The organism is Oleiphilus sp. HI0066 (genome assembly GCF_001635725.1).
In genome coordinates this window covers 1-1465 of record NZ_LWFH01000380.1, presented here as the reverse complement: position 1 = coordinate 1465, position 1465 = coordinate 1, and the positions used below count along the sequence as shown (strand labels likewise).

The 1465-nt window shown below is 45.9% G+C and carries 2 protein-coding genes; both read left to right on the top strand.

Features of this window, described 5'->3' with window-relative positions; all coding sequences use genetic code 11:
* A partial coding sequence (gene flhF / locus A3738_RS05250; protein WP_068763421.1) for a flagellar biosynthesis protein FlhF occupies window positions 1–1143 on the top strand: 1143 nt, incomplete at its 5' end.
* Window positions 1144–1263: 120 nt separating this feature from the next.
* The coding region (locus A3738_RS05245) for a P-loop NTPase (protein ID WP_156503982.1) at window positions 1264–1465 on the top strand (202 nt) is incomplete at its 3' end.

Here is a 1465-nt window from a genome sequence, read left to right as displayed (position 1 = left end):
GAGCTCGCAAAACAACGCGCTGAGCGCAGTCTCGAATTGCAGGCGGAAATGGATAGAAGTCGTCGCCGCATCGAGAGCGTGAAGCAAGAACAGAACGTCATTAAAACAGAGCAGTTTGGTCAAACGAATAAGATTCAGGCGACTCCTGCAGTCAATCATGATGAGCGTTCGAGCAAGCAAGATGATGCGATTTACGTGATGCAGGAAGAGCTTCGTGAACTACGCGAAATGATTTCTGCTCAGGCGAAACAGTCGACTTCGCAACAATCTATTGAACCAATGCCTCAAGCTGTTGTGACGCCAAGCCAATCGATCGTAGATGAGCGCTTAGAGCGTCTAGCGATTCAGCAGCCTATTCGAAAGCAATTGCTAGATAGCGTTGCAAGTGAAGGCGATTCTGATACTGCTTGGGCAAAGGTGCGTAAACAAATTCATGGTGCGATTCAGACAGAATATAGCGAAATCATCGACATGGGTGGCGTGATTTCACTTGTTGGCCCGACCGGAAGTGGCAAAACAATGACGATTGGTAAGTTGGCTGCGCGTTATGTTATGCGTCATGGGGCAGATGGTATTGCTTTGGTGACAACAGATCGTTACCGAATCGCCGCACACGAGCAGCTAAAAGTGTTTGGAAGAATTCTGAATGTTCCAGTGCATGTTGTTGACGAGGATAATTGCTTAGATGCGATTCTAGACAAGTGCTCTGATCGCAAGCTTGTATTGGTGGATACGGCTGGTTTGATGCAGTCTGATCGTTCGTGGAATGAGCAGCTTAAAGAATTGAAAATGTCTGCGCATCGCATTCAAAACTACTTAGTGATGCCGGCAACGGGTCAGTATGCTGTGATGAAGGCTAACTATAAGCATTACAAGATGGTCGGGCTAGCGGGAACAATTATTACCAAACTTGACGAAGCTGTAAGCTTTGGGGAAGCATTAAGTTACCTTATAGCGAGTAAACTTTCCTGCGCGTATGTAACAGATGGCCAGAGAGTGCCAGAAGATATTCATTTGGCGGAGCGTCAAAGTCTGCTCAATAAAGCGGAGGAATTATTGAATAGTTCCGAGCGATGGGTGACAATTCCGAGCCACGCGAATGCGCAGCAGCATGTAGACGAATCAGTTAGCAATTTTGCTTAATATCACTGGCGTCAACTAGACAAATTTCACCAATCACCTATTTTGGTTGTTGGTAGTCGCTTTTAAGGTTTGTCTTGTCTCGAAGCGAAGAAGAAGTAAAACAAAAGGATATTCATCAGCATGGCGAATTCTAGCCCTGTTCAAGTTATAGCGGTCACTGGCGGTAAGGGTGGGGTCGGTAAAAGTAATGTATCGATCAACCTTTCTTTAGCCTTAGCGGATCTAGGTCGCAGAGTGACATTGCTCGATGCGGATTTAGGTTTGGCAAATATCGACGTGCTCTTGGGAATTACCGCAAAGGGAAATATCTCAGACGTTATAT